The following is a 23,702-nucleotide window of genomic DNA, read 5'->3' as shown; positions in this document are numbered from 1 at the left end:
CCGACTTCAGGAACTCGATCGCCTACGGTGCCGGGCAATCTGCGGGCGTCGGGTTTGCTTCCGCGATCGTCACGAGCCTGTTCGCCAGCGGGTACTGCCGGGCTTGGTCATCCGCCAATGGAGTCAATCCAGCGCGCATCGGCGTGGGCAGGTCCGCAGGAGCTTCTGTTGCCGCGTCCGTGAATCCGTACCTGACCAGCAGAGGGGCGTCTTCTGGCTCCAGCGACGCACGGGTGATCAGCTATGCGAAGGGCGCCGGCAAGTCGAGAGGGAAATCGTTCGCAAGGACGCTGCCCGCAGCCAAGCCGCTGGGCTGGGCCAGGACGCTGTACGGGACGGCCTTCGGGGTGGTCGTCGGAAGCGCCGGGCACTCTTCTGGCACCAGCTCATCGTCGGGTGCGGCATGACGCTTCCCACGTTTGACGGCGAGAAAGACAAGACCCTGGGACGGGAGATGTTGGCGGCCGTGGAAGGTCCGAACGGTATCCGCACACGGATCAGCAGCAAGACGATGCTGCGAACGCGGAACGGGATGCCGGAATTCACGACGGTAACGGCCGGTGACAATCAAGGCGAGGACCTCGCACTCATCTTGTCGCCGGTGTTAAGACGTACCGCACCCAACCCCTTGGCTGCCCGTTGGGCGGGGGTAGCGTAGCCTCTCGGGATACCTTCCCGGAGATTCGTTCCTATGGCCTACCCCGAAAAAGATCAACCCGGCGTCGCAGCGCCCCCGCCTGTTGGCGGCACCCAGATTCCGGGGGTCTCCCGCTCTGGAAACACCTACAGACAAACGGACGTGGGGCCTGTTGTCAGCCCTCCAACACCTGATATTCAGGTCGCTTCCGGGCGAATAGATGGGCCACCCTTCCGCCGGGATGCAACCGCGGTTAGCCCTCCGCCTGTTAGTGGTCGAACGACAGCACTGAAAGAAATTATCAACTGGCTTCCCGAGGGCGGGATGCTGCGCCCAGAGAATCGTCAGCAACTGGCTGAAATTTCCGAGGGCGGCATGCTCAGGAAGGGGCGCAGCATTTTTGGCGAACAGCCGGCCACCTTTGGGTCTTCGACTCCAGCTCCACCCCCAACAACGGCTACCTCTCTGGGAGGAGATCCCGAAACCCGGACGTTTGGCAAGACCCCGACCGGTGGCCCGGTAACGGTTGGCATTACCGACAAAACTCCACGCGCAGGAATCCCTGCAGGAGAACCCGGCGATTTGCTGCGCGGAAACGTCGACGCCTATGGCAATCGCACCGCAGTAACCCAGCAACTGAAGGGCGAGCTCGCCGGAGTGCTGGCCGAGAAAGCGGCAGCGCAAGCCGACTTTGACGCCAAGTATGCCGGCCGGCCGACCTACGCTCAGCAGCAGCAACAAGACGCCGATCGATTCACCCGGTTCGTCAATGAGTCGAATACCGCTCGGCTCGCTCACGATCTCGGGACAGGGGGCGGGAATGCTCAATCCAACGCCGGCAGGATCGCGGCGCTCAACGCCATGCAGCAACGCGATGCCACGATGCGAGAGGACGCCACGCGGCAGCAAGGGCAACTGCTCAAGGCTGCGGGAGACAGTGGTCAGCAAGCGGTCCTGTCCAAAGGGCAACTCTTGCAGCACAACACCGCGATGGCACAGATTATTGGTAGCCCGTTGCACCAGCAGGGGCAACTTCTCGACGCCGCCCTCAAGTCCGGGCAGGTCAGCCAGGCCAAGGCGATGCAGGACCTCCAGGCGCAACTCCTCGCCGCGGGGAAAGCCGGGGACACCAACAAGCAGGCGCAACTGGCATTGCTGTTGCGACAGTTCGCCGGCAAAGATGCGCAGGAAGGAAAGCTCATCTCGGTAGGTGGCGGACAGGAGATCGATCCCAATACAGGAATGGTGCGGACGCTCCCGTCCCAGGCGGTGTATGTCGTTCCTGGACAGGAACCGCGAGTCATTTCTGCGAATGCGAAGCCAGCGCCTTCCCAGGCCGATCTGGAGCACACCGCCAAGGTGCATGGATTGACAGTTGAGCAGGTAAAAGCCCGCCTGCAGGAGAAAAAGTAATGCCTGTCGATCTTCTCAGCGACAAAAATTCCCCGAAAGACCTTCTTGCGGGCTCGCGCACCCCGGAAACCGAAGGATTCACTGCCGGGGACTACTTGAAAGGTCTGAAGAAGGGCTTGCTCGAAGTCCCTGGATCGCTGACCGGTCTGATCGACATTCCGATTGCCGCGGTGACCGGCCAGAAGGTTGCCGGCCCGGTCGCAGAAGCCCTCGGCAAAGGCACGGGACTGGAGTTCGGCAAGTGGGCCAAGGAGACTGGCGAGACCCTCAGCCCAGGCGCCCAGGCTGGGCAGGCAAAGATCAACGAGGCATGGAAAGGTAGTGGAGCGGATCGCCTGGGTAACGCACTACTGGGTAATTTCGATGATCTCCCAGAGGCGTGGCGGAACGCCAATCTGAGGAGCGCCGGAAAGGCCATTCTCGAAAACCCCGGCGCTTCCCTGATGCAGGTCGTAGAGAGCGTACCGGGGATGGCTGCCGGGGGCGCCATCGGCAAAGGGGTGGCGGTCGCCGGCAAAGTGGCGCCGTGGCTGGCCGGCGGTATCGGCGAGGGAGCGATCACTGCCGGGCAACAGATGGACCAGACGGCAGATACTGTTGATCCCCGAAAAGCGGCATTGACCGCCCTTGCTGCGGGACTGGGAACGGGGGCGATCAGTGCCGGGGGAGGACACTTGGCGGGCAAACTCGGGTTCGACGACCTGCAAACGGCGATGGCCGGGGGCGCTGCGGGGTCGCGAACCAAGCTCCTCCCGCGTATTGCCGGGGGCGCAACGATGGAAGCGGCGCAGGAACTTCCGCAATCCATGCAGGAAACCGCCTGGCAGAACTTCGCGGAAGACAAGCCTCTCGGAGAAGGGGTCCTCCGCTCCGGCGTAGAGGGGGCGATCGCCGGCGGAGTCATGGGAGGCGTCGCCGGGCTGCGTCCGCGGGCGCGACAGGCCGAACAAGCTCCCCCTCCCGGCGCACCCACCAATGCCGGTATCGCCGACAGCAACGCGGCCAACGTCGAACTGGGCAAAGCCTTAGACGCTTACACCGGTGCCCCTCCTCTGCTCGAAGAGAAGCCGATCATTGTTCAAAACCCGACAACGGGCAACATCACGGAACTGGATCGGCGCGCAGGCCCGCTTGAAGCGGCAGCCGCGCAAGCGGTGGAATCCGGACTCACATCGATCGCCCAGAACGTCAATGCCGGCGAGGTCCTGCAACCTTTCCAGAACCTTCAGGCAGCGCAAAGGTATGTGCAGATGCAGACCGACCCGGAGATGTTCGACGTTATCCCGCATCCCCGTGTGGCCGGCACACAGGCGGTAGTCCCGAAGACCGGCGCAGATCGCCAGGCCATTCTCGACAAGCGCACAGCGGCCGGCGCCAACCAGGCAGCAAAGATTCGCGCTGCGCAACTCGAGCAGGAGGAAGCCCCCAACGAGACGGGGATCACCGAAAAGATCAAGGGTCGTTTCGGTGACGGTGTCGAGGGTACGGTGACCTTGACCCCGCGCAATGATGGAGGGTTCGAGGTCAGCGTGGTGTCGCAGACCGGGCCGGCAAAACGGACCAGTCGTGCCGGCTTCGCCGGCGGGGTGAGCAAGGCCGAGGCGATCAAACAGGCCACCGCGGCACACGGGGGCTTCACTTCCGAGAAAGAGGCTCCAGCCGAACCCAAGCCGGAGGTCGATACTGCTGTCGAAGACGCCACACAGGACGAGTTGGCACCCCAGCCAGTACAGAAGGTCACCGACATGCCTGGCGTTCAACAGCAGGCCAAGGCGAAAGCCGGGGAGGCCGTATCGAAGGCCCGCGTTCGCGCCGAGCAACTGGCCGCCGAGGAAAATCCGGAGACCGTCGATGCCCAGGCGCAAGCCGCCAACCCGGCGCCCACCGACGCGCAGAAGTCTGCCGGCAACTACGCCAAGGGCCACCTCTCCATCGGCGGGCTGAACATCTCCGTCGAGACGCCCGCCGGCGCCACGCGCACCGGACGCGACGGGGCCAAGCCGTGGAAGGTGAAGAACACGGCGCACTATGGCTACGTGAAGCGCACGAACGGCGCCGACGGTGAGCAGGTCGATGTCTACGTGAAGCCGGGCACGGCAGCTACCCACGACGGCCAAGTCTTCGTCGTCGATCAATACCACCCCGGTACCGGCGCTTTTGACGAGCATAAGGCCATGATTGGCTACGGCAATGCCGCCGAAGCCGCGAAAGCCTACGACGCTCATTTCAGTGACCAGTCGGGGGCGAAGCGGCGCGGTGCCGTCACCGCGATGCCCCTCGGTGGGTTCAAGACCTGGTTGAAGAACGGCGACACCATGCGCCCGGTGTCGTCCAGGAAGTTCGACGGCCAGGCCAGTGACCCCGCGCAGGAAGCGCAGGACGAGATTGCGCAGAGCACCGGCGCTCGGTTCTCCCGGCAGCGCAAAGGCGAACCCGATACCGATTATCTTCAGCGCCAGGTGAAAGAGGCTGAGGCAGCACTCGCCGCCTCGAAAAAGGGACGCCGCAAGGGGGAATCCAGGGACGACTATTTACAGCGCCGGGTGGAAGAAGCCCGCGCGAAACTTTCAGCCGCCAGCGTTACCCCCCCTCTCCCGCGAACCCGGCGAGAAGGCGAATCCGACACGGACTACCTGCGGCGACGGGCGGACGAGGCCAATGCCGCAAAGGACGCTCGCCAGACCCCCCCGGCAAAAGCATTCCCCACGAAGGCAAGGGATGAGGCTGCGGTTCGAGAAGCCCTCGGTCTTGAAAACGACGCCGGTGTCAGCATCCTCTCTCCGGAGTCCCGACCGGACGCCGGGCAGGCCAGGGGGGTATCGAAGCAGGCTGCGCAGTTCATCGTGCAGGCAGCGCGCCTCTTCGGCAAGCGCGTGGTCTTCTTCGACGTGCCGGACCCAAACGCAGCCGAGGGCATCTACGCGCAGGACAACACGATCTACCTGAACGTCAATTCGTCGACGCAGCATCTGCGTGTGCTCGGCCATGAGCTGACGCACGCCATGAAGAACCAAGCGGGCGAAGCGTACGAAAAGATGCTCGGCGCGGTGGCGGCGCTGCGCACGGACGCCGAGATGGTGGCGCAGTACAAGGACTATTTCAACGAGGACCTGGACAACCCGGCGCGTCTCGACCAGCCCCACCCCGGTACGCAAGGCACCTTGCGGGAGTTCCTGGCAGAAGAATGGATGGCGGACCTCGGCGGCAACCGCTTTGCCGAGAGCGACTTCTGGACAGCGGTGTTTGCGCAGCTTGAGACCCAGCACGGCGCCCCTGCGGCCCAAGGGATCATCGCCCGGTTACGTGCGGCGTTGGTCACCGCTCTGAACAAACTCAAAGGCCTGATCGGCGGCAACGCCTTTGCCGTGGATGCCCGTCTGGCAGAGCACCTGGAGGACATCCGGGTTGCTGTGGCGCAGGGCTTCGCGGAGTACGCGCGGCGGTCGAAGGCGGGGGCGCTAAGCGGGGGGTCTGGACAAGGCACAAAGTTTTCTCCGCAAAAAGAGACGACGCAGACCGCTTTCGTGGAAGCCGTACCCTCGGAACGCACCCGCGCAGGCCGCGCCGCGGGGGCGCTGAGCGGTGCCCAGAAGTCCGCTTTCACCCAGTATGTCTTTGGCAAAGTGGACCCGGCCAAGGTCGCACGAGGGGTGTTGGGGCGCATCGATGTGCGCGTGGAAGTGCTCGCCTCGACCGGGGGGTATCAAACCGATGGTGCAGAGTCGGGCAAGATCAGCCCGAACGTTCTGGTGCAGGTCACGCCGATCGGCAAGCGCGCGGTAACGCTTGAAGAAGCCGTTCGCGTGGCGCAGGCGCTGAACTACGTCTACACGCAGGATGGCGTGCCGGTGTCGCGGTACGACGACCAGCTGCTGGACATGCCGGCCGATACGCCGAACGTCACTCACATCGTGCGCTTCACGTTGCCCGGTCTCCAGGAGGGACACGCCGTCAGCGCGCAAGAAGAAACGTTTTACCGGCAACTCGAAAAAGCGTATGGTGTCGGTATCGGGTATTCCAAGATCAACGGCAAGATCGTGGTTGGCAATTACGCCGGACTGGCCCCCGAGGAATTCCACAGGATCGCCGCGGAAGTGGCCCAAGCGGCGGGCATCAAGTTTGAAGGTACAGCAGCAGAGGGTGACTATGTCTTCCATGACTGGGAAAATGACGGGCAGGGAGTTGATCACGAAGTATGGGGGAACGGCGATACCGCCGGACGACCCAATCTTCAGGCCCGGCTTCACGGTTGGCGCGACGGTGCCGTACAGACAGCGGCCGGCTGGCTCGACGAGCGAGGTATCAAGTACAGCCCCGGCCGACGCGCAGACATCGGCGGGCGATATGTCGGACCCGAAAGTGGCCGGGCGGATTCAGGATCGGGTGGATCAGTTTCTGGACAATCTGCACGCAGGCAAGATGGGCAAGTAAGTGTAACCGGGGTTCATTTTTCAAAAGAGCCCCGTTCCCATCTGTCCGGTGTCTATTTCGACAAGGGCACCGGAACCAAATCCCAAGAGGCCGAGCGCGTAAGGCAAGCTACTGATGTGCGCATCAAGTCGCGCATCTACGCCTACGTCAACGAGGGCAAGGGGGTGTTCCCCGAGGAAAATGTGGGCCGCCATGCCCACAAAGTTGCTTTCGACAACCTCTATGACGCGGCGGCCGATCCACTTGATCTTTGGGTCAAGTATCGCGACGCCAATACCCGTGAGTCGGCGATGCTCGATAGGGGGTTCGACGGCTACTATGCCCGCGGCGCATTCGGCAACCAGGGCGTTGCCATCTTGATGGGGAAAGCCGCCACACGCGGCATCGCTCCCGACTATCGCGGCACCGAGTACCGCGGCAAGGAGCTGGAAGTGCCGCCCGTCGGCGAGCCTTCCGAGTTCGGCAAGCAGCAACAGGCCATTACTGCGAACCGGGGTCTGCCCGACGGCGAAATGACTGGCGCCGACCGGAAGCGCCTAATGCCGCGGCTGATGCCCGACATCGACGTGAGCCATCTCGATGACGCGAAGAAGTACTACAAGAACGAGATCGCCCAGCGCCCCGCCAAGCTCAGCCCGGCGCGCCTGGCGATGCAGTGGGAATCCCAGACCACGAACGAAGTGGGTCCGGTCTACCGAGGCAAGGGCTTCGGATTGCGCGCCGTACGAAAGTTCGACACGGAAACGGATTTCCTCGAGCAGGACGCCCTGCCGTGGGGACACGCCGCCTTTGTTCGGGACCCGGCGTACCGATTCGCCGTTGTCGACCAGACCGGGGCGCCGGTAGGGTTTCTCGACGCCGAAGTGAACGGCTTGGACGAAATCAACGCCATCCACGACATGGCCATCGAGCGCCCCGGCGAAGGACTGGGCGCCAAGGTGGTCGAAACCATCATGGCCTCGACCTACGACGGCGTTCGCGTGATTGACGTACTCCCCCAAAGCGAGCGCTTTTGGGACCGACTGGGAGCTGGAAACTATGACCTCTACAAAAACACCACCCTCGACTTTGAAGGATCGCCAGCAGAGGCACGCTTCCGCCATGCGCGAAGTGCGGGAATTCGTGGCGCGGCAACCGCCGGCACAGGCGAAAACCGAAGAAGGGAAGCAAGATTCAGCTCGGCCAGGGGAGCGCCGACGGTAACCGGTGTCGGCTATACGACCGACCATGTGGAAAGCGAGGGGCTGCCGCTGTTCAGCTTGCGGCGTGCGCTCAACGGTGAGCACAACACCGACGATCATCTGGTGCCCGAGACGCCGCTGTACCTGGACAATCCGAATCTGGTTGATCTGGCGTATGCCAACGGGAAACCGATTCGGTTGAATGTCGGATTGGACCTCGGCTCGGGAAGAGGACGGGGCGCGCTTCATTTAATCGGAAGCGCAGCAAGAGAAGGCAATAGGTCACTCGACCAGATCACCGATGATGAGGGGGAGAACGTAGTCCAAACCGTGATTCGTGTGCTCGGTTCGGGAAGTGCCATGTTGCACTGGCAGGAGGGCAAGCGCTACGCGCTTAGGGTCCCGATGGCAAACAAGACCTTGATCATGCAGAATGACAGGAACCACTACTCCATTGTAACCATGCTGCCTTCTGCAGCCAACAAGTGGGGTACCGCCGAATGGACAGGGCGCCTAACCTTCCCTGCCCCAACCGCTGCGACCACGGCAGACCCCTTGGCTCCGGCACCCGCAGAATCGTCGCAAGCGGGGCTAAAAGGGATAGGGTATTCGTCGGAGAAATTCCATACTAAACCTCCTGTCCCGGCTGCGCAAGCCCCTATCGTCGTGAGAGTGGCGCAAAAGAGACACCGGACTTTGGACCTTGCCGCGATGGCTGCGGATGGCTTGGCGGTGAAGAAGAGTCCTCCCCGCTCAACCCTCGGCGATCTCACCCCTGAGCAAGAGGCCGCGGCGACCCGCGTCCTGGGCGCACCGAAGACACGCATGCAACGCTTGGCCGAGTTCAAGAAGGATTGGGCGCAGAACCTGAAACAGGGAATCTTCGATCAGTTCGCACCGATCGCCGAGCTGGACCCAAACGCCTACATTCTGGCCCGGTTGTCGAAGGGCGGGGAGTCCTCCCTCGAAGCCTTGATGCTTTACGGCAAGCTTTTCGTGGGCGCTGATGGGGCTACCGACGTGCACTACACGAAGGCAGGCAAGCCGCAAGGCTTCGCCAGCAAGATGTCGGAGCTGAAAGGTGAGCATGACCGCTTCTTCCTGTGGGTCGCCGCGCAACGGGCCGATCGGCTCAAGGCGATCGGCCTGGAGAACCTGTTCTCCGATACCGATATCGCCGACTTGAAGACGCTCAACCAGGGGGCCATGAAGGACGGCACCGGACGGCCAAGGGTCTATGCGAAAGCGCTGCAGGACCTGAACGACTTCAACGACAACGTGCTGGAAGTGGCGGTGGCCAGTGGCCTGATCGACGACCAGACACGGCAGATGTACCGAAACACCCCCTACATCCCGTTCTACCGGCTGCAGGAGGATGACGAGGTCAGCGGGTTCGGGATCAAACCGGGCCTGGTGAATCAGTATGCGTGGAAGAAGCTCAAGGGGGGCACGGAACAACTCAACCAGGATCTCATGGCCAACCTGCTGCACAACTGGTCCCACTTGATCACCGCCAGCGCAAGGAACCGCGCGGCCAAGGCCACACTCGATGCCGCAGAAAAGGCCGGTATCGCGCAGCAGGTGGCCAGCAGCTTGGGACAGTACGTGGCAAACAAGACGACGATGCTGCCGCCAGGCACCAAAGGGCAGGTCAGTTACAAAGAGGGCAGCGTCGAGAAGTCGTTTGTCATCAGTGACCCGCACCTGATGGACGCCGTGGCGGCGCTGCACTACGCCGGGTTGGGTCCCTGGGCCAAGCCGTTATCGACGGCAAAGCACTGGCTAACGGTGGGGGTGACTGCCAATCCTGCCTTCAAGTTGCGCAACCTCATCCGGGACACGATCGGGGCACTGGGGACCGCGCAACTCTCCTACCGTGCGGACCAGAACCTCGTGCAGGGGTGGCGGGCCACTGCCGAAGATAGCGAAACACGGGCACATCTGCTGGCGTCCGGTGGGATGATCCGTTTTGGCAGCATGCTCGACGGCAAGGACTCGCAACGTGCTCAGGACCTGATCAAGGCGGGGGTCGATCCGAACATGATCCTGGACAGCGATGCCAAGATCAGACGTTTCTGGAAGCGCTTCGTCTCTCCGGCACTGACCGCGTACAACGAACTCGGAGACCGGACAGAGCAGGTTAACCGGGCGGCGCTCTACGAACAGTTGATCGCCAAAGGGCTGACCCACGCCGAGGCCGCGTACTGGGCACGGGACCTGATGGATTTCAGCATGTCCGGGAAATGGACCGCGATCCGCACGCTGACGCAGACGGTACCTTTCTTCAACGCTCGACTGCAAGGCCTGTATAAACTCGGTCGTGCCGGCAAGCAGGATATTCGCCGGCTGGGCACGGTGCTTGGCGCCGTCACGCTCGCCTCCCTGGCGTTACTCCTGGCGTACCAGGATGACGACGATTGGAAGAAACGGTGGGACAGCGACCGCAACAACTACTGGTGGTTCAAGGTTGGCGGGCACGCCTTCCGGCTGCCGAAGCCATTTGAGATCGGCGCTGTGGGGACCCTTGCCGAGCGCAGCTATGAGGTGGCGTTCAATCCTGAGATGACCGGCGATCGGTTCGGAAAGAACCTGCGAGACATCGTGATGAGCCAACTCAGCATGAACCCGGTGCCACAGCTCTTCAAACCGATGATGGACCTCTACGCCAACCGGGACAGCTTTACCGGACAAGCGATCGAGTCGATGGGTATGGAGCGCCTGCGCAAACAGGATCGCTTTGACGAAAGGACCAGCGAAACGGCCAAGTTCCTCGGCAGCCTGGGCCTGCCCGACCTGACACAATTTGTCATGGGTCGCTGGGACACCCTCTCACCGAGGCAAATCGATTTCCTGGCCAAGGGATACTTCTCCTGGCTGGCAACCATGGCGACCACGGTCTTGGACTACGGCATCCGGCCGATGATCAACGCGGGCGATCGCCCGGACCCGCAGCTCAAGGACGTGTTCTTCGTCGGTAACTTCGTCGAATCCCTCCCCAGCAACAGCTCGCGCTACCTCACCCAGATGTACGACCAGGCGCGCGAGATCGAGCAGGCTTACGCGAGCTACCATGCCCGGCTCAAGGTCGGGGATGTCGAGGGCGCCAAGAAGATTCTGGTGGACGACGGCGACCTGATCCGGCGGCAGAAGGCCACCGAGACCTTGAAACGCACCGAGTCGCTGATGAACGTGCAACTTCAGCGAATCAACGCTAGCACCACCTTGACCGGGGAGGAAAAACGTATCCGGCTCGATCAGGTATATGCCCGCCGGAACGCTATCGCCGAGCAGTTCCGGGCACTATAATCGAGGGCAAGGTGGAGGTGAGCGCGGGCTCGCTGGACGCCCTCTTCCGGAAGGCGAGAAAACGAGCCGGGCTGAGTGGCTTCACTTTCCACGACAGCCGGCACACCGCGTGCACGAAGCTGGCTCAGAAGTTGAAGCCGATGGACCTGGCCAAGATGCTCGGGCACCGGGACCTCAAGAGCACGATGCTTTACTACAACCCCCGTGCGGAGGACCTGGCGGATTTGTTGGACTAGCGCACAAGAAAAAGCCGCCCGGAGGCGGCTCTCTGTGTTGCGGGAGTTACCGCATGCGCTCGATGCACGCCGTAGCGATCGCCGGCAACAACGACTTGCTGACCAACCCGGCGGGCTCGCGGATGATTTCCGGCAACGTTGCGGGGTCGAAGATGAAACTATTGTCCGCCAGCCGGTTGCCATACAGCGCGCCATGCACGTCGACCACGAGCAGCCAACGGGACGCCTGGCCCTTGGGAGTGTTGAAGAATGCCGCCGAAGGAAGCGCGGCGGCCGGTGCCGGGAGGGCCGCTGCTGGGGAAGGACGTTTGACCCGTGGCCGGTTCGAGGGGAGGTTGAGAATGAAGGTGCAGGCTTCGAGGAAACGACTGGCGGGGATCTCGCTGAGGCGCTGGCATTGAAACCGATCCTGCACCAGGCGCGCCGTCGGGGAGTTGTCGTGGACGTAGGGGAAGCGCAAGATCATCAGCCGGCGCAGGATGGCGTGCTGTTCCTTGGTGAGTTCGTCGGAGGGGAGCGCGGGTTCGGCGATCGCCGGCTTGACGGAGAAGTAGCAGTCCTCCAGCTTCTCGAAGACTTCCCACGCCTGATCGGTGTCGAGCATCTTGGCGTGTCGGGCGGCGCCACGTTCGGTCCAGAGGGTAAGGTGGCGCGTCTGAACGGGGATTCTCGCTAGATCACTTTCGGTGATGTAGCGCTTGAACTCGCGCAGTGCTTCACCCTCAAGCCGGATGAAGTGCTTGCCGGCAACGAAACGGTCAGAATTACTGTTGAAGTTCTTGGTTATGTTATGCGTGTCGGTGCCATACACTTGCGCCAGCAGTTCGGTGGTGACGACAGGCTGCTGCTGGTACGTGATGATGGAGAGGGACTCGACGGCAAAGGGTGCGGACGCACCGGGGGTGTTGGCGTTCACGATTAGCTCCTGTTAGATCGTTCAATCCCGCCCTGTTCAAAAAGGCGGCCAAGCGCTTGAACACCGCTAACAGACGGCCGACAGTATTCCCCTTTCGGGTCTTGCATTCCTGCCGACGCTCGGCCATTGATCGGAAACCAATGGTCGCAAAAAAGCCGCTATGACTCTCGGGAGCGGCTTGCCGCTGTTAGGGGTGTGTTCAGCACCTGAAGCGGAAGGTACTCCGAAAGGTCTAACGCTGTCAAGAAGGGGGCTTGAAAATGAGTGAGGGATACGAGGCGCTTCGTGTTGGCCACGTTTACATGCTGACCAACCGCGCCATACCTGGCTTCGTGAAGATCGGCATGACAACTCGCAGCCCGGAGGAGCGAGCGAGAGCGTTGTCGAGCACAGGGGTTCCTAGGAAATGGGAAGTCCATTTCGCTATCTTCGTACCGGATTGCAAATCTGTAGAGCGCCAGGTACATGCTGACCTGAAAGCGTGCAGGGATAGTAGAGATCGGGAATTCTTCAAAATTGCGTCGCCAGAAGGTCAGAAGGTGATCCAACGTCGGGCAGAAGAAAACATAGCGAAGCATCCGGGCTGGCCAGACCCGATAAGCATGAAGAACCATGCGGACAGGCAAGCGCTACAGGAAAGGAAGGCTGCAGAGGAAGAGCGGCGCCGGGCAGAGCTTGAAAGAGCCGCGGCGGAAAAGCGGAGATGGGAAGCCGAGGAACGAGAGCGGCGCCGGGCAGAACAAGAGAAGGCCGCAGAGGAAAGAAGGAGACAAGAGGCTGCAGAGGAAGAGCGTCAGAAGCTACGCGCAGAAGCCGATGCCGATACGTTGGCAACCCTCGATAAAGGGCTGGTAGGGTGGGGAACGCTCATTTTCGCAGGCTTTTGGCTGATCATCGGCGCAGCGAAAAAGTCTGCTGACGTACAGATACTTGCGGCCATTGTGACGCTTATTATCGGCGTCCAGATCAGACGCAACGAAAAGGAAGAGGCAATAGCGATACGCGCTCGATGGAACCTGCCCCCTGTTCGCCCAGCGACGAAAATAGAAGAGCCGAACAGTCAGAGGAATACCGGGAGAGTGCTCGCCGCCCTCTTCATTCTCTGTGTGTTGGTTGCAGTTATTGTCGGTAGTGGCGGAGGATCTACCGGAAACGTAGCGGTCTACCAAGCAGCGTCAAACGCGCCGCACCAGCCAGCCGTGCAAGCGAATCCCGCTTTCCAGCAACCCGCCCCCGCGCCTGCTGCTATTGCCTCGCCAGTAACCGTCACTCGCCCCGCGCCGTCGGGGAAGCCAGTGAACAACGACATGCGGCACTGCCTGAGTCTGGCTTCCAACGATGCCATAGCTCGGTGTGCTGCGCGGCGATAATCCGCGCCTGCCAATCGAGGAGGGCGACTGTGCGGGTAGCAGACCGGGCACTTGGAACCGGCAGGCCAGAAGGCCGCCCGCACAGCCGCCCAAAACTTGGACGCCATGCGACGGACGAAAAAATACCGCTGTGGGGCGGCTGTCCGCCAAATGCTTCGGGCTTGCATTCCCGGCCGCTGATGTGCAGCGACACGATGAGTATGCTTCGACCCAGAGTTGGAAGTCAAGCGCGTCTCTACGCCCGCTGCTATACTTTTTCCATGGACCCATTCTTTGAAACCAGCTTTGGCGGTTTGCGTGTTCGTTTTGCCTTGAAGGACGGGGATTTGTTCGTCTCCAAGGACGATCTCTTTGCGGCCGTCAGTGAATGTTTTACCGAAGGGCTGCGCCCCCATGCGGCGATGTTCGTCGACACGGGATTGTCCATGCTCGGGGATGGGGAAGACAGGAAAGTAGCCCTGCTCGGGGGAAGCGTGATCGGCGCGGTGATCCACTTCCACGCGGCAGCTAACCTGTTGGATTCCTTGAGCGGCTTTACCGACGTGGAGAGTGATGATCTGCGAGAATCCAGCTTTCGCGTCAACACGCTTCGTCGCTGGTACGTCGACACGATTCTGCAGGTGGACAAACACTTCGGAAGGACCTTCATGGACACCCTGCACTCCGTCAAGGATAGGCTGGACAGGATCAATCCTCCACTGATTGTTCATGTGAGCCACACGGAAGGATTCTGGACGGCGGAATGTGATGAGCTTGGACTGGTCACAGAAGCGGAAAGCTATGAGGAGTTGACCGATCGCGTCTGGGCTGTTGCCCCAGAGCTTGCGCATGAAAACCTGCCGGGATTCGATGTAGATCGCTTGCGACTTGGCTTTCAGCATATCCAAGCCGCCAACATCAACGCCTGCTGATTGATGGGGCAAGGCTTCTACGGCGAGCTTCGCGCCCTTCTGCTGTCCGCCGGATGCACATTTGTCCGCCAAGGGGCCGGCAGTCACGAGATCTGGCAAAGTCCGATCAGCCAAAAGCGCTTCAGCGTCCCGGTAACGGTCGCCTCCAGATTTACGGCCAACGCAATCCTCAAGCAGGCTGGAATCGTTCATAAGATGTAGGGTGTCCGCCGCCGGCGAACTGTCAAGCAGCGTAGCATGGCGTCAGACGCCCATCATATACCCTGATATCATAGTTTTATGCCATGTGTCCGTGCGGAATCCCTCTGTAACGTATTGATTTGTATAGAGCGAAACGGCCCGTTTTCGACCCTTTTCTACGCTGTCAAAAACTGGCGCAACCCATTGATGTAGAAAGAGAAATTCCTGTCGTAAATGCTCTGCATGGTATGCACCGTGCATTGAGCATGCGGCACCGGCCGGTCATCGGCGATCAATGTGCTGCGACGAAAGCAGCAGTTCGCTCCTGCGGACGTTGCCCAGGTAGCACGAGTCGTAGATTCGACACGCGTGGGAAATTGCCGCGCGCTACCGATACGGGCACTACGACAGCCTGATCGTCGCGACCGCGATCTCGGCAGGCGTCTGGCGAAGCTGTACGGCGCTGCAGCGCGAAGCTCAGCTCGCCGGCATGCGCTCGAAGAGGGCGATCGATTCGACGTGTGAAGTCTGCGGAAACATATTGACCACGCCGGCGCCGCGTAACCGGTAATGCTTCTGGGCGACCAGAATGCCCGCATCGCGTGCCAGCGTGGCGGGACTGCAGGAAATGTAGACAATGCGCCGCGGGCCGTCAGCGTCGAGCGATTTGATCAGTTCGAGAGCACCTTCGCGCGGCGGGTCGATCAGCATCCTGTCAAAGCGGCCGAGCGCCGCCAGGCTGTCCGGCGTGGTCTCGAAGAGGTTGGCGAGGCGATACTCGGCGAGCTTGTCCAGGCCATTCGCCGCAGCGTTTTCGGTAGCGCGGCGAACCAGTTCGGCGCTACCCTCGACCCCCAGAACATGCGCGCCGGAACGGGCAATCGGCAGCGTGAAGTTGCCCAGCCCGCAGAACATGTCCGCAACGCGCTCGCCCGCTTGCGGATCAAGCAAGGCCAGGGCGCGCCGCACCAGCACGCAGTTGATCGCGTGATTGACCTGGGTGAACTCGGTTGGCGAGAAAGCGTGCTCGACCGCAAAATCGGGAAGCCGATAGGAGAGTTGCGGCCCGTCGAGCGGATAGAAGCGATAAGCCGTCGCCGGCCCCTGTGGCTGCAGGTAGAAGACCACCGCATGGCGGTCGGCGAAGTCGCGCAGCAGAGCCTCGTCCGCCGGATCGAGGGCTTCGAGAATGCGCAGCACCAGCGCCGTCATCCGCTCACCAACGGCCACCTCGATCTGCGGCAGGCGATCCCGGATCGACAGTTCGCCGATCAGTTGGCGCAGCGGCAAGAGCATCGCCGACAGGTGTGGCGGCAGAATTTCGCATTGTTTGATGTCCGCGACGTAGCTGCTTTTCTTCTCGTGGAAGCCGACGAGAACGCCACCTTTCTTCGGCACCAGACGAACGGAAAGGCGCGCTCGATAGCGGTAGCCCCAAGGCTGGCCGTAAATCGGCGCGTAGAGCTGGTCTGCCTTGATGCGGCCGAGGTGCCAGAGATTGTCCTCGAGCAGGCGCTGCTTGGCCGCGACCTGTGCCTGTGGATCGAAATGCTGCATGCTGCAACCGCCGCAGACGCCAAAATGCGGACAGCGTGGCGTCACCCGCTGCGGCGACGATGCCCGCACATGCAGCGTGCGTGCCAGCTCATAGCTGGGTTTCCGTCGATAGCTGGCGTACTCGACGCATTCGCCCGGCAAGGCGCCCTCGACGAAAACCGTTTTGCCGTCAAGACGGGTGACTCCCCGCGCCTCGTGGTCCAGCGACTCGATGGTTCCGGTAGGCATGCGACGCTTCCGCAGAGAAAACGCGTGATTTTATCCTGAATATCCGCCCGGTTCCCGAGGAGAGGCGAATTACAGGGGTGGTCGAACCTGCCTCCGCGAACCGGAATGCCCTCGGCCATCCGGCACCAGCAGATGCAGCGGCATGCGTCAGGGTCTGCAGCGAACCCGGGGCAAACCGCTTGCGAGCGCCGCGAAAACTGGCCAATGAACTTTGTGAAAAAATCCAATCAACCGATTTTTAATTATTTTTCAACATCTTCGGGATTTTCACAGGGCGCAATTGATCTCGCATAGTTGAATCACAGATGTGCCATAATCATGGCCTTTGCAGCTTGGATCGAGCGGACACGAGTTCGCATCCTGCAAAACGGCCTGATGAATTGCCCGGCAATGAGGCAAAGCACAAGTGATCGGGCCCAGGAGGAGTGAATTTTTTTGCTTGTCAATGGAGGAATATCCCGTGAACAGTCTACTCAAGCTTTCCAGCCTGATCGATGGGCTCACCGAGCTCATCGGCAAGGCCATCATCTGGCTGGTCCTGGTCGTTACACTGATCGCCGCCGGCAATGCGGTCATGCGTTACACCATCAACTACAGTTCGAACGCCTTTCTCGAGATCCAGTGGTACCTGTTTTCGGCGATTTTTCTCTTTGGCGCGGGCTACACGCTGAAACGCAACGAGCATGTGCGCATTGACCTGATTGCCGGCCGCCTGTCGAGAAGAGGCCAGACCTGGATCGACATTTTCGGCATCATCTTTTTCCTGCTGCCGATGGCAATCGCCGTGATGTACTTGTCGTGGCCGATCTTCCTGCTCGCGCTGCACAACAACGAGCAGTCGAGCAACGCGGGCGGCCTGGTGGTCTGGCCGGTTCGTCTGCTGGTGCCGATCGGCTTCTTCCTGCTGGTGATTCAGGGCATCTCCGAGTTGATCAAACGCATCGGTTTCCTGCAGGGCAAGTGCCCTGACCCGAGCGCAAAGACGCACCAACCGACGCCTGAAGAAGAACTGGCACTCGCCATCAAGGCCCAGAAGGGAGAACTGTGATGACCGAGTTCCTGATCGCCAACATGGCGCCGATCATTTTCGTTTCGATGGTCATCTTCCTGCTCGTCGGTTTCCCGGTCGCTTTTGCGCTGGCGGCCAACGGCATCTTCTTCGCGTTGATCGGCATCGAACTCGGCCTGCTCGGCCCGCAACTGTTCCAGGCATTGCCAGACCGCATCTTCGGCATCATGAACAACGATACCTTGCTGGCGATCCCATTCTTCACCTTCATGGGACTGATCCTGGAGAGGTCAGGCATGGCCGAAGACCTGCTCGACACCATCGGCCAGCTTTTTGGACCGCTGCGTGGCGGCCTGGCCCTCGCGGTGATCTTCGTCGGCGCGCTGCTCGCCGCAACGACCGGCGTCGTCGCGGCCTCGGTGATCTCGATGGGTCTGATCTCGCTGCCGATCATGCTGCGCTACGGCTATGACAAGAAACTCGCATCCGGCGTCATTGCCGCTTCCGGAACGCTGGCGCAGATCATTCCCCCTTCGCTGGTGCTGATCATCATGGCCGACCAGTTGGGCAAGTCGGTGGGCGACATGTACAAGGGCGCCTTCCTGCCAGGCATGGCACTGACCGCCTTCTACGTCGGCTATATCGTGCTGGTGGCGATTTTCAGGCCGCGCTGGACGCCGGCCCTGCCACTCGAAGCGCGGACCTTGCGCGGCGGCAAGCTGCTGCTGCGCGTACTGACGACACTGGTCCCGCCGCTGCTGCTGATCTTCCTGGTACTCGGCACGATCTTTCTCGGCATCGCGACGCCGACCGAGGGCGGAGCGATGGGTGCAACCGGTGCCCTGATCATGGCGCTGGCACGCCGGCGCCTGTCGTGGAAACTGCTCAGGCAGGCGATGGACACGACCGCCAAGCTGACCACCTTCGTGGTCTTCATCCTGGTGGGCGCACGCGTTTTCTCGCTGACCTTCTACGGAGTCGATGGCCACAAATGGGTCGAGCACCTGCTCACCGGCCTGCCGGGTGGCGAAATCGGTTTCCTGATCGTCGTCAATGTCCTGGTTTTCCTGCTCGCCTTCTTCCTCGATTTCTTCGAGTTGTCATTCATCGTCGTGCCGCTGCTGGGCCCGGTTGCGCAGGCACTCGGCATCGACCTGATCTGGTTTGGTGTTCTGCTGGCGGTCAACATGCAGACTTCGTTCATGCACCCGCCTTTCGGTTTTGCGCTCTTCTACCTGCGCTCGGTGGCACCGGCGTCGGTCAAGACCACCGATATCTACTGGGGAGCGATCCCTTTCGTCTGCATCCAGGTGATCATGGTCGGGATCCTCATCTTCTTTCCGCAACTCGTCACCATCGGCCTCGACGAGGACACCAAGGTCGATCTCGATTCGGTGCAGATCGAGATGCCGACTTCCGATTACGGCACCTCCTCCACGCCACCGGGTTTCGAGAGCCCGAAAGAGGCTTCTTCCCCTGCCGCTTCGGAAGATGCGGCCAGCAAGGCCGTGCGCGATGCGATGAAGCAGGATCAGGCGAAGTAACCTCCGCCGCCTCTCGGCGACTGCTCGACGGTCGGAGATCGTCGAGCAACCTCACGGGTGATGGCCATGAAAAAAGGAACGGAGGCTTTGGCCTTCGTTCCTTTTCTTGCGCAGTCTAGCGATATGGCAGCAGTGACCGACTGCTGCCTAGCGCTTGCTGTACATGTAGCTGGCGTACGAGCCTTCGGCGATGCGGTGCCAGAGGTTCTGGTCGTCCATGAACTTTTTGTAGTCGTCGTAGACTTTCTTGAACTGGGCATTCGATGCCGAGGTCTCGGCATACAGATCCATCGCCGCCTTGTAGCAGGCGTCCATGACTTCTTTCGGAAACTGTTTCAACTGTGTTCCCGAACCGACGAGTTGTTTGAGTGCCGTCGGGTTCTTCGAGTCGTACTTGGCCACCATGTCGACGTGCGCGTCGGCACAGGCGATTTGCAGAATGGCCTGGTATTCCTTCGGCAGTTCGGCCCACTTTTTGAGACTGATATAGGCCGATACCTGCGGGCCGCCCTCCCACCAGCCGGGGTAGTAATAGAACTTGGCCACCTTGTTGAATCCAAGCTTTTGGTCATCGTAGGGGCCGATCCATTCGGCCGCGTCGATCGTCCCCTTTTCGAGCGCCGGATAGATGTCGCCACCGGGGATCTGCTGCGGCACGGCGCCCAGCTTGCTGAGCACGGCACCGGCGAAGCCACCGATACGGATCTTCAGCCCCTTGAGGTCGGCAGATGTCTTGATCTCCTTGCGATACCAGCCACCCATCTGGGTCGTGGTGTTGCCACAGGGGATGGTCATGATGTTCGACTTGGCAAACACCTCGCCGAGCAATTTGCTGCCGTTGCCGTAACGCATCCAGGCGTCCATCTGGCGGTTGGTCATTCCGAAGGGAACGGCCGTCTCAAGCGCGTAGGTGGGATCCTTGCCAAAAAAGTAGTAAGAGACAGTATGCCCCATTTCAACGGTACCGTCCTTGACGGCATCGAACACCGCCGGCCCGGGAACGATTTCGCCGCCGGCAAAAACCTGAATCTGGAACTTGCCGCCAGTCGCTTCGGCGACCCGCTTGGCCATGTGCTCGGCACCTCCGTAGATGGTGTCGAGGCTCTTCGGGAAGCTCGAAGCCAGGCGCCACTTGACCGTCGGGGCATTCTGGGCAATCGCCGGCATGGCCATCGAACCGACCGCAAGGCCAGCACCCGCATTCTTCAAAAAGGAACGTCTTTCCACAATTTGTCTCCTATAGGTTTTTGTAAACGAACTGCCCGTCGATTATAGCGAAAGCGGTGATGCGCGAAATAAAGATCAAGTCCGTAAACTGCTGCAAATCGGGTGGCGATCGCCACCGCTTCGCTTCGGTACGATGACGCTGTCGAGACGTTGATCGACCGACGGAGAGAAACGATGGCTGGGCATGGTGAATCCGGCTCCCCGCAGGAACCCGAAAACTGGGGGCAAGGCGCTCCTCTGGAAGCCTGGATACCCGTCTGATACGCTGGCGGGCGCCTGCGACAAAGGCTGGGCGGTTGCGCCTGACTCGCATTTCACGCACTACCGCTCGTGACCAGTTATGATGGCCCCTGTCAGGTCGCTGGTGACCGTTTTCCTTATCTTCCTGCCATGCCAAGGCACCCCATGACCGAAAATGATGAAATTCTGGCCATACCGCTGTGGATCAACGGCCACGCCTATCTGACGATGGCGCCGGCCTTTTTCGATGTCCGTGATCGGCGCACCGGCCAGATCAGGCGCCGTACGCCGCTGTGCGGCACGGATCAGGCGCTGACCGCCGTTGCCTCGGCCCAGGCCGCATTGCCCGCCTGGGCGGCGCTGACGATCGCGGCCAGGGCGACGCTGCTGGCGGCGCTGGCGGCGGCGCTGGCGACATACGCAGAACACTTTGCCGGCTTGATCGCGGAGGAAACCGGCAAAGACGCCGCGTCGGCGTCGGCCGAGGTCGAGCAGTCGCTACGCGTGCTGCAGGCGGCTGCGGCCGGCAGCGTCGCGACTGGCGGCAGCGGTGTCGTGGCAGTCATCTGCGATGACCAGGCACCCTTGCTCGGACCCCTGCAGCTTTCCGTTCAAGCGCTGCTGGCGGGAGCGACGGTGGTCGTCAGGCCCAGCCCCAAGGCTCCGTCGGCAGCGTTTGCACTGGCCGAACTGACGGCGCGCAACGGTTTTCCTGGCGGCGTGTTGAACATCCTGCACGGTGACCTGGCGGCAATCGAGGGCCTGTGTACCGCCTCGGCGGTGGGCCTGCTGCTGTTTTCCGGTGATCCCGCCCTGGGCAGCAAGGTGGCTGCCATCGCCAGCCGCCACGGCAAGCCGTTTGTGGACTAACGGTCATGACTTTTCCAGGCGCCTCCGGTTTTGAAAGTCATGACCGTTTCCTCCCTCCCCCGACCCTGCACTCGCAAGAGGGAGGGGAAATTCGTGAGTCGCTGACGCAACTTTCACATTGAGCCATGCACCGAATTGTCCATCTCGAAGGCGAGTCGATCATCGCCGACCTGCGCCGGCCGGATTTTCCCCATCACTGGGTCGAACATGCGACCACGCTGCAGCCGCAGGTCGCAGAGCGGCTCACCGGGGCGACGATTGCAATCGTCAACAAGCTGTCGATCGGCGCTGAACTGATTGCCGTACTGCCGGCGTTGCAGATGGTCGCGGTTGCGGCGACCGGCACCAACAATGTCGATCTCGATGCTTGCCGCGCCCGCGGCATCGTCGTTTCGAACATCCGCGGCTATGCCGTGCATACCGTACCCGAGCATGTCTTCGCGCTATTGCTGGCGTTGTCGCGCAATGTCGTTGCCTATCGGCAGGCGGTGGCTGCCGGCAATTGGCAACATTCCAGGCAGTTCTGTTGTCTCGATTATCCGATCCGCGACCTGCACGGTGCCAAACTGGCGGTCATTGGCAGCGGCAATCTCGGCGGAGGCGTCATCAGGCTCGCCGAGGCCTTCGGCATGCGCGTGCTGCGCTGCGAGCGCAAGGGCGCGCCAAGCGTGCGCCCCGGCTATACCGCTTTCGACCAGGCCTTGCACGAAGCCGACGTGGTCTCGCTGCATTGCCCACTGACTCCCGAGACGAAGAACCTGCTGGGGGAACCCGAATTGCGGGCCATGCGGCCTTCAGCACTGCTGATCAACACGGCGCGCGGCGGCCTGGTCGATGAAGCGGCGCTGGCCCAGGCGCTGCAGCAGGGCTGGATCGCCGGTGCCGGTTTCGATGTTCTGAGCGTCGAGCCGCCGAGCACCGGCAACGTCCTGCTGGCACCGCAATTGCTCGCGCGACCGAATTTCCTGCTGACCCCGCATGTGGCCTGGGCCAGCCGGCCAGCGATGCAGGCCCTCGCCGACCAATTGACGGCCAATCTCGAAGCCTTCAACCGCGGTGAACCGCAGAACCAGGTTGTCTGATTCAGGGCACCCGTCTGGCCAGGGACTCGGCGGGCACTGGCTCTCAGGCACGGGAGGCGACACGCCTGCGCGTGTGTTGGCCTGGCGTGTACCTGCCGCCGGAGACGCGGTCCTGCCGCAATTCGGCAACGGAAAGCGCGCCGCGCTCGCGCAACAGCCGCAGATAATCGGGGCGCCGCTTGCCGTATTTCACTGCCAGGCGATCCAGGTAGCAAAGCCAGGCGTCCGGATCGGCCTGGTCTGCCGCCTGTGCTGTTTCGGGCAGTTTGACATTCCAGACCTCGTAGCGGTAAACGAAGACTGCCCAGTCGTACAGCAACTCGTCGCTGGTGTGTATTGGCACGGCGTTGGGATTGACACCGGCGTCAAGCAGAAGGCGCAACATCTCGGTGTCCATGTTCAGAACCGCCACGATCAGCGGGCTGGAACCATCCCGGCTGCGCGCATGGGGATCAGCACCCAGGCATAACAATTCCTTGACCACCGCGTACTTGGGCGTTTGGGGGCAAAACTCCAGGTCACCGATCACTCGCTCAAGTATCGTATCGCCGAAGCGATCCGTGCCATTCAAGTCAAAACCCGCGGCCACCTGGGCACGTATCGCACCGATCTCTCCCGCACACGCACTTGCTATGAAGGTCTCAACCCGATTCTCGTGATCAGTTCCTGGCTGTCTCATGTCGTTCATTCGTCACTCCTTCACGCCACCGCTCGACTCCACAGGGAAAACGCTCTCTTCAACCGTTCGGGGCGAATACCCATCATAAGAGTTATTCGGGCCGAATCCATAGTGGAAATACTCCTGTTGCTGGCGGGAATCTTTCCCGGTTGGCGTGCAGGGAGAGCATCCGCGGCGGCAGGCCGGCACCGTTGATCTCGGGTCTCTGCAGGCGTTTGGCAAACCCGCATGCCCGTCTCGAGCATTCAATGGGGTGGTGCCAGGGGTCGCTGTTGGGGAGTGTTTGAGAGATAATCAGGCGGTGACCACACCGCCCACCCGTCAGCTTGCGGACGCACTGTCCGCTCTCAACCTCGCGGTCTGCAGCAGGACGGGCGGCGATGGCCCTTGGCGCGGCCGGCACCAAGGTCGACCGGTAGCCGGCTGCGTGACCCGGCGCAGCCGCTTAAGGAACGTGCAGAGGCGGCAGTGGCCAACACCGATTCGGCAGGGGGCCGCATGCACTCGCTGATCGACTCGCAGTGCGATTCGATCGCCGTGCTCGACGAACACGGGGTGATCATCAGCGTCAACCAGGTGTGGCGCACCTTTGCCGAAAGCAACCGCGGCAGTGAGGCACTGGCGGCCGGGGTCGGCATCGATTACCTGGCGGCAGTGCGCAGGGCAGCCGCGACCGATTCGCTGG

At 61.6% G+C, this 23,702-nt stretch carries 17 protein-coding genes and 1 pseudogene; 13 read left to right on the top strand and 5 right to left on the bottom strand.

The window, feature by feature from the left end:
* From CAPSK01_RS22260 to CAPSK01_RS07720, 3 genes are all read left to right on the top strand, one after another.
* On the top strand, positions 1 to 407 hold a 407-nt coding region (locus CAPSK01_RS22260), incomplete at its 5' end, for a hypothetical protein (protein WP_273703284.1).
* Positions 404 to 658 carry a hypothetical protein gene (locus CAPSK01_RS22255; protein ID WP_273703283.1) on the top strand — a complete coding sequence of 85 codons (255 nt, stop codon included), beginning with the start codon at positions 404 to 406 and terminating at the stop codon, positions 656 to 658. The genes CAPSK01_RS22260 and CAPSK01_RS22255, both read left to right, overlap by 4 nt.
* Positions 659 to 961: 303 nt before the next feature.
* Entirely contained in the window at positions 962 to 2,050 is a 1,089-nt protein-coding gene (locus tag CAPSK01_RS07720) for a hypothetical protein (protein ID WP_273703282.1), read from the top strand.
* Positions 2,051 to 2,397: 347 nt separating this feature from the next.
* Here the strand turns inward: CAPSK01_RS07720 and CAPSK01_RS22250 are convergent, their stop codons facing one another.
* The gene (locus tag CAPSK01_RS22250) at positions 2,398 to 3,000 is read right to left on the bottom strand and encodes a hypothetical protein (RefSeq protein ID WP_273703281.1); all 603 of its coding nucleotides are present in this window, start codon (positions 2,998 to 3,000) and stop codon (positions 2,398 to 2,400) included.
* A gap of 543 nt (positions 3,001 to 3,543) precedes the next feature.
* Between CAPSK01_RS22250 and CAPSK01_RS07715 the strand changes: the two genes are divergently transcribed.
* Both CAPSK01_RS07715 and CAPSK01_RS07710 read left to right on the top strand, forming a co-directional pair.
* Positions 3,544 to 10,968, top strand: coding sequence for an LPD38 domain-containing protein (locus CAPSK01_RS07715; RefSeq protein ID WP_273703280.1), 7,425 nt, complete (start codon positions 3,544 to 3,546; stop codon positions 10,966 to 10,968).
* A gap of 11 nt (positions 10,969 to 10,979) precedes the next feature.
* A complete protein-coding gene (locus CAPSK01_RS07710) occupies positions 10,980 to 11,204 on the top strand; it encodes a tyrosine-type recombinase/integrase (protein WP_034924638.1) in 225 nt (74 codons plus the stop codon).
* A 46-nt stretch (positions 11,205 to 11,250) separates the two neighbouring features.
* On the opposite strand, the gene CAPSK01_RS24325 is transcribed toward CAPSK01_RS07710, so the two are convergent.
* Entirely contained in the window at positions 11,251 to 12,120 is an 870-nt protein-coding gene (locus CAPSK01_RS24325; RefSeq protein ID WP_337958556.1) for an ORF6N domain-containing protein, read from the bottom strand.
* A 260-nt stretch (positions 12,121 to 12,380) separates the two neighbouring features.
* Here CAPSK01_RS24325 and CAPSK01_RS22245 point away from each other — a divergent pair, with 260 nt between their 5' ends.
* The 3 genes from CAPSK01_RS22245 (at position 12,381) to CAPSK01_RS07690 (ending at position 14,602) form a co-directional block, all read left to right on the top strand.
* Positions 12,381 to 13,490: a GIY-YIG nuclease family protein gene (locus CAPSK01_RS22245; RefSeq protein WP_273703330.1), complete on the top strand. Its 1,110-nt coding sequence runs from the start codon at positions 12,381 to 12,383 to the stop codon at positions 13,488 to 13,490.
* Between the two features lie 260 nt (positions 13,491 to 13,750).
* Positions 13,751 to 14,401, top strand: coding sequence for a DUF1902 domain-containing protein (locus CAPSK01_RS22240; protein WP_273703278.1), 651 nt, complete (start codon positions 13,751 to 13,753; stop codon positions 14,399 to 14,401).
* Positions 14,402 to 14,404: 3 nt separating this feature from the next.
* On the top strand, positions 14,405 to 14,602 hold the full coding sequence (locus CAPSK01_RS07690) for a type II toxin-antitoxin system HicA family toxin (protein WP_034925001.1): 198 nt from the start codon (positions 14,405 to 14,407) through the stop codon (positions 14,600 to 14,602).
* A 456-nt stretch (positions 14,603 to 15,058) separates the two neighbouring features.
* On the opposite strand, the gene rlmD is transcribed toward CAPSK01_RS07690, so the two are convergent.
* Complete coding sequence (rlmD, locus tag CAPSK01_RS07685; protein ID WP_034924635.1) at positions 15,059 to 16,366, bottom strand: 23S rRNA (uracil(1939)-C(5))-methyltransferase RlmD; 1,308 nt, start codon at positions 16,364 to 16,366, stop codon at positions 15,059 to 15,061.
* Between the two features lie 460 nt (positions 16,367 to 16,826).
* Here rlmD and CAPSK01_RS07680 point away from each other — a divergent pair, with 460 nt between their 5' ends.
* Together CAPSK01_RS07680 and CAPSK01_RS07675 are read left to right on the top strand one after the other, a co-directional pair.
* Positions 16,827 to 17,414 (top strand): TRAP transporter small permease subunit, encoded by a 588-nt coding sequence (locus CAPSK01_RS07680; RefSeq protein WP_034924999.1) that lies wholly within the window; start codon positions 16,827 to 16,829, stop codon positions 17,412 to 17,414.
* Positions 17,414 to 18,919 carry a TRAP transporter large permease subunit gene (locus CAPSK01_RS07675; protein ID WP_034924632.1) on the top strand — a complete coding sequence of 502 codons (1,506 nt, stop codon included), beginning with the start codon at positions 17,414 to 17,416 and terminating at the stop codon, positions 18,917 to 18,919. Before CAPSK01_RS07680 ends, CAPSK01_RS07675 begins: the two co-directional genes overlap by 1 nt.
* A gap of 147 nt (positions 18,920 to 19,066) precedes the next feature.
* Here the strand turns inward: CAPSK01_RS07675 and CAPSK01_RS07670 are convergent, their stop codons facing one another.
* Entirely contained in the window at positions 19,067 to 20,146 is a 1,080-nt protein-coding gene (locus tag CAPSK01_RS07670; protein WP_034924629.1) for a TRAP transporter substrate-binding protein, read from the bottom strand.
* Positions 20,147 to 20,551: 405 nt separating this feature from the next.
* Between CAPSK01_RS07670 and CAPSK01_RS07665 the strand changes: the two genes are divergently transcribed.
* Positions 20,552 to 21,256 carry an aldehyde dehydrogenase family protein gene (locus CAPSK01_RS07665; RefSeq protein WP_034924626.1) on the top strand — a complete coding sequence of 235 codons (705 nt, stop codon included), beginning with the start codon at positions 20,552 to 20,554 and terminating at the stop codon, positions 21,254 to 21,256.
* Positions 21,257 to 21,381: 125 nt separating this feature from the next.
* Positions 21,382 to 22,338 carry a D-2-hydroxyacid dehydrogenase gene (locus CAPSK01_RS07660; RefSeq protein ID WP_034924623.1) on the top strand — a complete coding sequence of 319 codons (957 nt, stop codon included), beginning with the start codon at positions 21,382 to 21,384 and terminating at the stop codon, positions 22,336 to 22,338.
* A gap of 43 nt (positions 22,339 to 22,381) precedes the next feature.
* Here CAPSK01_RS07660 and CAPSK01_RS07655 read toward each other — a convergent pair whose 3' ends face one another.
* Entirely contained in the window at positions 22,382 to 23,026 is a 645-nt protein-coding gene (locus tag CAPSK01_RS07655) for an ankyrin repeat domain-containing protein (protein ID WP_034924620.1), read from the bottom strand.
* Positions 23,027 to 23,485: 459 nt separating this feature from the next.
* Between CAPSK01_RS07655 and CAPSK01_RS07650 the strand changes: the two are divergent.
* A pseudogene (locus CAPSK01_RS07650) lies at positions 23,486 to 23,702 on the top strand (hypothetical protein); the annotation flags it as partial.

Origin of the sequence: Candidatus Accumulibacter vicinus (genome assembly GCF_000584955.1) — a bacterium.
Lineage (GTDB): Bacteria > Pseudomonadota > Gammaproteobacteria > Burkholderiales > Rhodocyclaceae > Accumulibacter > Accumulibacter vicinus.
The sequence above is the reverse complement of the archived record's forward strand: the minus strand, read 5'-3'. Positions and strand labels throughout refer to the sequence as shown.

What these genes read in the sequence shown, in the direction of transcription:
- CAPSK01_RS22255 (WP_273703283.1), top strand. Translation starts at nt 404, where the DNA reads ATGACGCTTCCCACGTTTGACGGCGAGAAAGACAAGACCCTGGGACGG.
- CAPSK01_RS07720 (WP_273703282.1), top strand. Translation starts at nt 962, where the DNA reads ATGCTGCGCCCAGAGAATCGTCAGCAACTGGCTGAAATTTCCGAGGGC.
- CAPSK01_RS22245 (WP_273703330.1), top strand. Translation starts at nt 12,381, where the DNA reads ATGAGTGAGGGATACGAGGCGCTTCGTGTTGGCCACGTTTACATGCTG.
- CAPSK01_RS22240 (WP_273703278.1), top strand. Translation starts at nt 13,751, where the DNA reads ATGGACCCATTCTTTGAAACCAGCTTTGGCGGTTTGCGTGTTCGTTTT.
- CAPSK01_RS07690 (WP_034925001.1), top strand. Translation starts at nt 14,405, where the DNA reads ATGGGGCAAGGCTTCTACGGCGAGCTTCGCGCCCTTCTGCTGTCCGCC.
- rlmD (WP_034924635.1), bottom strand. Translation starts at nt 16,366, where the DNA reads ATGCCTACCGGAACCATCGAGTCGCTGGACCACGAGGCGCGGGGAGTC.
- CAPSK01_RS07675 (WP_034924632.1), top strand. Translation starts at nt 17,414, where the DNA reads ATGACCGAGTTCCTGATCGCCAACATGGCGCCGATCATTTTCGTTTCG.
- CAPSK01_RS07665 (WP_034924626.1), top strand. Translation starts at nt 20,552, where the DNA reads ATGACCGAAAATGATGAAATTCTGGCCATACCGCTGTGGATCAACGGC.
- CAPSK01_RS07660 (WP_034924623.1), top strand. Translation starts at nt 21,382, where the DNA reads ATGCACCGAATTGTCCATCTCGAAGGCGAGTCGATCATCGCCGACCTG.
- CAPSK01_RS07655 (WP_034924620.1), bottom strand. Translation starts at nt 23,026, where the DNA reads ATGAACGACATGAGACAGCCAGGAACTGATCACGAGAATCGGGTTGAG.